Raw genomic sequence first — 6,283 nt, forward strand, 5'->3', positions numbered from 1 at the left:
GAGCTACCGCGTCTCGACGGCACGTACGAGCATAGCCACGACCCCTGCACATGCCAGGAATACGGCCACGTCGGTCGGTTTCCCGACCACGAGCTCGACGAGAGCGTGCAGTTTTTGCGAGCGATCCCCCGATACCGGCCATGGAACTCGATACGCCGGTGCTCGACAACCACCTCCATCTCGATCCCGAACATGGGAAAGGGATCGAGGCCGTGAAGGACTTCGCTCGGGTCGGCGGCACCCACCTCCTCGTGGTGAACAAACCCTCGTGGCTGCTCGGCGTCGATGTCGAGCAGGGCGCGGACTTCGAGGCGGTGTTCGAGACCACGATCGCGGCCGTCACGGAGGCAAGCGAGATCCTCGATGGCCGGGCGTGGCCCGTCCTGGGTGTGCATCCAGGGCTCGTCTCGAAGCTCGTCGACGACCGCGGGTTCGCGCCAGCCGAGGCGCGCGACCTGATGCAGGCCGGTCTCGACGCCGCCGCAGAGTACGTCGCCGACGGCCGGGCGCTGGCGCTCAAATCCGGTCGGCCCCACTACGACGTGCCCGACGCAGTGTGGGACGCCTCGAACGCGGTCCTGCGACACGCGCTCGCGCTCGGGGGCGATCTCGATTGTGCGGTGCAGCTCCACACCGAAGCGAGCGAGGACCTGACCGAGATCGCCGCGTGGGCCGAAGCTCGTGGGCTCGATCGCCACCGGGTGGTCAAACACTACGCCGGCGGCCGGCTCGCCGGGCCGACACCGAGCGTGATGAGCGACAAGGATCGATTAGCGGAGGCCGCAGAGCGTGCCGAAACCGCAGACGAGCCGTTTCTGATGGAGACCGATTTCGTCGACGATCCCGACCGTCCCGGCGCGGTGCTCGGCCCGAAAACCGTCCCCCGGCGGGTGCGGTGGCTCCGCGAGGAGGGCTGGGAGGCGGCGATCGAGACCGCTCACGTCGAGACGCCGGCCGAGGTCTATGGCATCGACACGCGCGCGACCCTCGGGTAGACGAAAAGGTCTATCAATAGCGCAACGTTCGGTGCGGGTATGAGCGCACCCACGGACGGCTTCTACACCGACGAACGCTGGCAGAACTGGCTCGACCGCCTCCGCGACGAGGACCTCGATCCCGAGGACGAGGACGCCGCACGCCTGCTCTGGAACCTCCAGGAGGACGCTGCGATCGCGGTCGTGAAGGTCCTCACCGCGTACGACAACGAAGAGCTCGATGCCGAGATGACGATGAACGAGCTCGCGAACGTCCGCGAAATCGTGCTCGCGGACGTCGACATCGACGACGAGGAAACCCTGCTGCTCGTCGACGGCGTCCAGACCTCGCTGGTCTGTGTGTTCTACGCCGCGGAGCTGTACGTCGCCGAGGGCGTCGCCGACGCCGATGTCGCCGAGTGTCTCCGGGCCGCCGACGCCGCCGAGAGCGAGGAGGAGTTCGACGACGCGCTCGGCCACTGCGCCCGGGCTGGAACGCTGCTGATCGACGGCGCGGAGCTCGATCGATCGGTGATCGACGACGTCGGCTACGGCCCGGTCGCCGAGTGGCTCAACGGGCTCGGCAGTCTCGAAAGTGCGCTCAGCGACCCCGAACTGATCGAAGAAGACGAGGAAGCCGAGGACGAGGCCTGAGATCGGCCACACAGCCCGCATCGACCCGGCACCGCCCGGAGACCACGCGAGACCACCACACCACGAGGGATGACCGAAGACCACCGCTCCGCCGACCGCGACGGGACCGCCAGACGAACCCTCCTCCGAGCGATCGGCCTCGGCGCGAGCGCCGCGATGGCCGGCTGTCTGTTCGGTGGCTCCGGTGGTGACGGCAACGGTTCCAGTGAGAACGCCTCAGGCGGAAACGGTTCGAGCAGCGACGCGACGACCGGAGCGACGCGCCGCACCGACGCAGCCAACGGAACCGGAGCCCGGTCGGACGACGAGCGAACGACGACCCAGGAGCAGTCGATCATCACGTCCGCGGACCCGACGACCGTGCCACCGACGACCGCGGCCGCCAACGCGTCGAACGGATCGACGACTCCATCCTCGAACGCTACCCGGACCACGACATCGTCCGAAACCACGACGGTCACACCGACGCGGACGGCCACTCGGACCGAAACGGCGACCGCGACACCGACCGAGACGGCGACACGAACGCCGACCGAAACCGCAACACCGACCGCAACACGGACCGAGACGCCGACCGCACCGGAGCCGTCCGTGGGCTGGACCGAGCGCACCCCCCTCCCGGTCGTCGGGAGCGACGCCGGCGGTGGGGTACTCGACGGCGAACTCTACTTCTTCGGTGGGATCGAGACCGCCACAGGGCTGGCCGCCACCCGGCAGACGTTCGCGTACGACCCGGCAGCGGGTTCGGGGGGCACGTGGGATCGACGAGCCGACTTCCCACGGGCGCTGTGGGGTCCCTGCGGGGTCGCCACCGACGACGCGCTCTACAGCTTCGGCGGCGCACCCACCAACGGCCCCTACGAGGGCGGGCCGCCGCCCTCGGACGCGATCTCTCGCTACCGACCGGACGAGGGCTGGACGGATCTGACCGCAACCCAGGGAACGCGCTGTCCGTACCCGAACTGGGTGATGGGCGGGGTCTACAATCCGGCCGACGGCCTGGTCTACTGCGTGGGCGGCGGCACCGGCGCACACGACGCCGAGACCGCGACCGATCACGGGTTCGACGGCGACGTGCCCGGAACGTTCGACGAGCGTCGGCTCTGGACGTTCGATCCCGCGAGCGAGTCGGTCGCCGATCCGGATCTCGCGCGGATGCCCGAAGCGAAACGCTGGCCCACGGTCGCGCTGCTCAACGATGGAGGGAGACAGTACATCCACGTCATCGGCGGGCTGTCGGGCACCACCGGCCCGACGGACTCGAACTTTCGATACGACGTCGCTGGCGGCTCGTTCGAGCGCGCGACGCCCATGCCACGAGCCGGCACCTACGCCACTCACGGCGATCCCGTCATCGGCAATCGGGCGTATCTCACCCACGGAATGTTCTGGCAGGGCGAAGCGACGATCGACCGCTACGAGACGGTCGCCCACCGCTACGACCCCGTGAGCGACTCGTTCACGACCGATCTTCCCGGACCGACCCACCAGCGGGGTGGGGCCACATCGGGCGTGATCGACGGGACGCTGTACGTCGTCGGCGGGCACATCAAGCGGTTCGATCAGAACGGTCTCCACGACTGCGTGGCGTACAACGAGGCGTACACGCCCGGCGAGTAGCGGTCGTCAGGAGCGGTCACGACCGTTGTCCGTGTGCTGATCTTCTCGCGAGACGACCGTTCGAAAACGACGCGTCAGAACGAGCTATCGCCGATCGTGTCGAGGACGGTCGCCCGCCCGACGTGATCGTTGTCGTCGAACTCTTCGACCCGGAGCCGGATCTGGGTATCGACCAGATCGGGCGTGGTGTCGTCGATCCGGAGCACCGTATCGCCGATCCGCACGAGGGCCTGCCCGTCCTCGTAGCCGGTGACGAACGCCGCGAGCTCCTCGCCCGGCTCGAACGTCGGCCTGTTCGTTCGGAACCCTACGCCTTCGAACAGCGCACTCAGTCGGCTCATACCCGCGCCACCTCATCGGATTCGCGGTCGGCAACGTATTCGAGCCCGAACCCGGTCAGCGCCGAGGCGATGAAGACGAAAAAGAGCAGCCAGCCGTGGAAGACGAACGGCCAGACGTCGATGGGGTTGACGACCATCGACTGGGTGAACCACTCGTACTGGTCGGGGAGGCCCACCATCGCGGAGTAGCCCGCGAGGACGCCGCCACCCCACGGGAAAATGTAGCCGAGCGCGGAGGTGTTCGCGTCGAGGATGTTCGCCCGGCGGTAGGCGTTGATGTTGAACCGCTCGCCGATCCGCGCGATGTACGGGGCGATGGCGATCTCGGCGGCGGTGTTGATCGTGATCATGGAGTTGACGGTCGCGGTCCCGAGCACCATCGTGAGCTCGGCTCGGCGTACGGTCGTGGCGAACGTCTCCAGCAGCCAGTCCTGGATCACCGCGAACCCACCGCCACGCACCAGAATCCGCGCGCCCGCGACGATCAACAGCGTGAGCACGATCAGCGGGAAGAAGCTCAGCGCGCCGGCGTAGATGCTACCGGCGACGGCAGACTGCCCGCTATCGACGAGTTCGACGAACGGCAGGCCCGACAGCGACTGGGCGAGCCCCGCGTCCCGCGGGGCCTGGAACACGATCATGTCGCTCACCGACGCCAGCCCAAAGCCCAGGTTGAGAACGACCGACGTCACCAGTCCCCACGAGACCGCCTCGACGATGTGGCGACCACTGATCGCCGTCGCGATCACGACGCCGATCGAGAGCAGATGGACGAGCCCCAGCGGGTTGCTCTCGTCGACGAGGACGCCCTGGGCTCCCTGCCCCACGTCGATCCCCGTCATCATGCTGCCGGCGACGATGTAGCCCGTGAGCGCGAGCACCGCCGCGACGATCGCGTACTTGAATCGTGAGGCGACGACGCCACCGATGTCGGCGTCCTGGGTGACGGCGCTCACGATCGTGGTGTCGCTCACCGGCGCGAGGTTGTCGCCGAACACCGCACCCGAGAGCAGCGCGCCGAACATCAACACCGGGTTCGCGCCGAGCAGGACGCCGGCCGGGAAAAAGAGCGAAGTGAACGCGATCGCGGTGCCGTAGCCGCTCCCGATCCCGGTCGCGAGCAGCCCGGCGAGCAAGAACGTCACCGCGGGGAACAGCGCGGGGCCGATGCTCAGCGCGTCGGCCGCCCAGACCAGCCCGCTCACGAACCCGCCGACCTGGATCGTTTCGGCGAACATCCCCGCCCACAGCCACGCCACGATCGCCGTCGCGGCGACTCGCTGAGTCATCCCCTCGAAGATGGTGTTCGCGTAGGTCTTCCAGTCACCTTTCACGAAGAACATCCCGACGATCAGCGCGAGCAGCATGCCCGCAACCAGACCGTTGGTGGCGCTGATCTGGAGGAGGCCGCTCTGGACGATCGCCCAGGCGACGAAGAGTGCAAGCGGGATCGCGCTCATCAGCCGCCCGCCGTAGAACTCGATCGCCGGTCCCTCGTCATCATCGCCCGTGAACTCCTGTTCGTAGTCGTGCTTGTCCGGGTCGTCGGGATCGCCGCTCTCACTCATAGGTTATCCGTTGTTCATTAACGACCGAGCGTGCGCCTATATGCGTTCTGAACGGCTCGTATGGCAGAATTTCACACTCAAGGTACACAGTGACGGACGGGTCGACCCAGGGAGTCAGTGCTCGACACAGCGATCGGAACGGCGACTACGAACGGAAATCTTCGACGAAGCGCTCGGGGACGCGATCGAGCAGTGTGGGAGGGAGCGCGTCGACGAGGCGTTCGACGATCCAGACCATCGGTTTGCGGAGCAGGGTGTAGACCGCCGAGATCCCGACGACGACCGCGATCACGGGATCGATCGATGCCGGGTAGATCGCGAGACAGATCCCGCCGAGCACCAGCGCGAGTGCGAGGTCCTCGGGCGCGCCGTCGTACCGGATCCACCGTCGCGGCCGGAGCCACCGACCCCGGTAGTGGTCGTACACCGCACGCTCGGAGGTGCCGCGCCACGGCTTGAGTTCGAGCCCGCCGCCGAACGCGTCCATCCGGGAGTGGAGCGCTGCGGCGACGAAGAACCACGCCAGCCCGACAGAGAACTGGCTCGGGACGGCGATTGCCACAGCGGCGAGCACGGCCGCGATCGCCGCGTAGTACGTCGGGAAGTGGAGGGTCTTGCGGTGGTCGGCGTAGAGATCGAGATCGGGGAACGCGCCGCCGATGCCGGCGGCCGCCACGGCCACCGGGGTGTGTTCCGGCGCGACCACGAGCGTCACGCCCGCGACCACCATCCCGGCGAGCGCGTGCGTGGTGGCCATCATCGAAACCGAATACGTGCCGAACCCGTAAGCCAGTATCGTCCGCCGGGTGCTCGTGGGGCGACATTCCCGTTTCGGCTGCCGATCGCCTTTTCTCATCTTCAGGATTTAACGACGCCATTCAACGAGTTCACTCGGGTTCTGGTTGATGGCGGTGTCCTTATTGTCTCAATACGCAACTCAGTACACGATTATCTCGTCATCCGAGACAATAAATACCCGATGGCTGGTGAACAAGCCAACCTGGACCCAACTATCGAGGCCGGTTCAGATGCACCAAATTACACCGAAACAGCTCTATTGAATCCGCCGACGGCGTCGGGGTGAGTCGTTAGAACGATTGAGATGAAGCGGAAGAGGAGTCTTTGT

6 protein-coding genes are annotated in these 6,283 nt (G+C 66.9%); 3 read left to right on the forward strand and 3 right to left on the reverse strand.

Annotated features, from left to right (window positions below; translation table 11 throughout):
* The first annotated feature begins 140 nt into the window (after window positions 1-140).
* From PHA81_RS10255 to PHA81_RS10265, 3 genes are all read left to right on the forward strand, one after another.
* Window positions 141-995, forward strand: coding sequence for a TatD family hydrolase (locus PHA81_RS10255; RefSeq protein WP_273836707.1), 855 nt, complete (start codon window positions 141-143; stop codon window positions 993-995).
* 39 nt (window positions 996-1,034) lie between these two features.
* Complete coding sequence (locus tag PHA81_RS10260) at window positions 1,035-1,628, forward strand: DUF2150 family protein (RefSeq protein ID WP_005044018.1); 594 nt, start codon at window positions 1,035-1,037, stop codon at window positions 1,626-1,628.
* A gap of 69 nt (window positions 1,629-1,697) precedes the next feature.
* The gene (locus PHA81_RS10265; protein WP_273836708.1) at window positions 1,698-3,248 is read left to right on the forward strand and encodes a galactose oxidase; all 1,551 of its coding nucleotides are present in this window, start codon (window positions 1,698-1,700) and stop codon (window positions 3,246-3,248) included.
* Window positions 3,249-3,322: 74 nt separating this feature from the next.
* On the opposite strand, the gene PHA81_RS10270 is transcribed toward PHA81_RS10265, so the two are convergent.
* The 3 genes from PHA81_RS10270 to PHA81_RS10280 form a co-directional block, all read right to left on the reverse strand.
* On the reverse strand, window positions 3,323-3,589 hold the full coding sequence (locus PHA81_RS10270; protein WP_273836709.1) for a hypothetical protein: 267 nt from the start codon (window positions 3,587-3,589) through the stop codon (window positions 3,323-3,325).
* Window positions 3,586-5,157, reverse strand: a complete 1,572-nt coding sequence (locus PHA81_RS10275; protein ID WP_273836710.1) for a Na+/H+ antiporter NhaC family protein — start codon at window positions 5,155-5,157, stop codon at window positions 3,586-3,588. The genes PHA81_RS10270 and PHA81_RS10275 overlap by 4 nt, the downstream gene beginning before the upstream one ends.
* A gap of 145 nt (window positions 5,158-5,302) precedes the next feature.
* On the reverse strand, window positions 5,303-5,917 hold the full coding sequence (locus tag PHA81_RS10280; RefSeq protein WP_273836712.1) for a metal-dependent hydrolase: 615 nt from the start codon (window positions 5,915-5,917) through the stop codon (window positions 5,303-5,305).
* Window positions 5,918-6,283 lie beyond the last annotated feature (366 nt).

This window comes from Halococcus sp. PRR34 (assembly GCF_028617175.1).
In the GTDB taxonomy this organism is placed as follows: Archaea; Halobacteriota; Halobacteria; order Halobacteriales; family Halococcaceae; genus Halococcus; species Halococcus salifodinae.

Coding starts and splice junctions, on each gene's coding strand:
- PHA81_RS10275 (WP_273836710.1), bottom strand. CDS start 5,157: ATGAGTGAGAGCGGCGATCCCGACGACCCGGACAAGCACGACTACGAA.
- PHA81_RS10270 (WP_273836709.1), bottom strand. CDS start 3,589: ATGAGCCGACTGAGTGCGCTGTTCGAAGGCGTAGGGTTCCGAACGAAC.
- PHA81_RS10280 (WP_273836712.1), bottom strand. CDS start 5,917: ATGATGGCCACCACGCACGCGCTCGCCGGGATGGTGGTCGCGGGCGTG.
- PHA81_RS10260 (WP_005044018.1), top strand. CDS start 1,035: ATGAGCGCACCCACGGACGGCTTCTACACCGACGAACGCTGGCAGAAC.
- PHA81_RS10255 (WP_273836707.1), top strand. CDS start 141: ATGGAACTCGATACGCCGGTGCTCGACAACCACCTCCATCTCGATCCC.
- PHA81_RS10265 (WP_273836708.1), top strand. CDS start 1,698: ATGACCGAAGACCACCGCTCCGCCGACCGCGACGGGACCGCCAGACGA.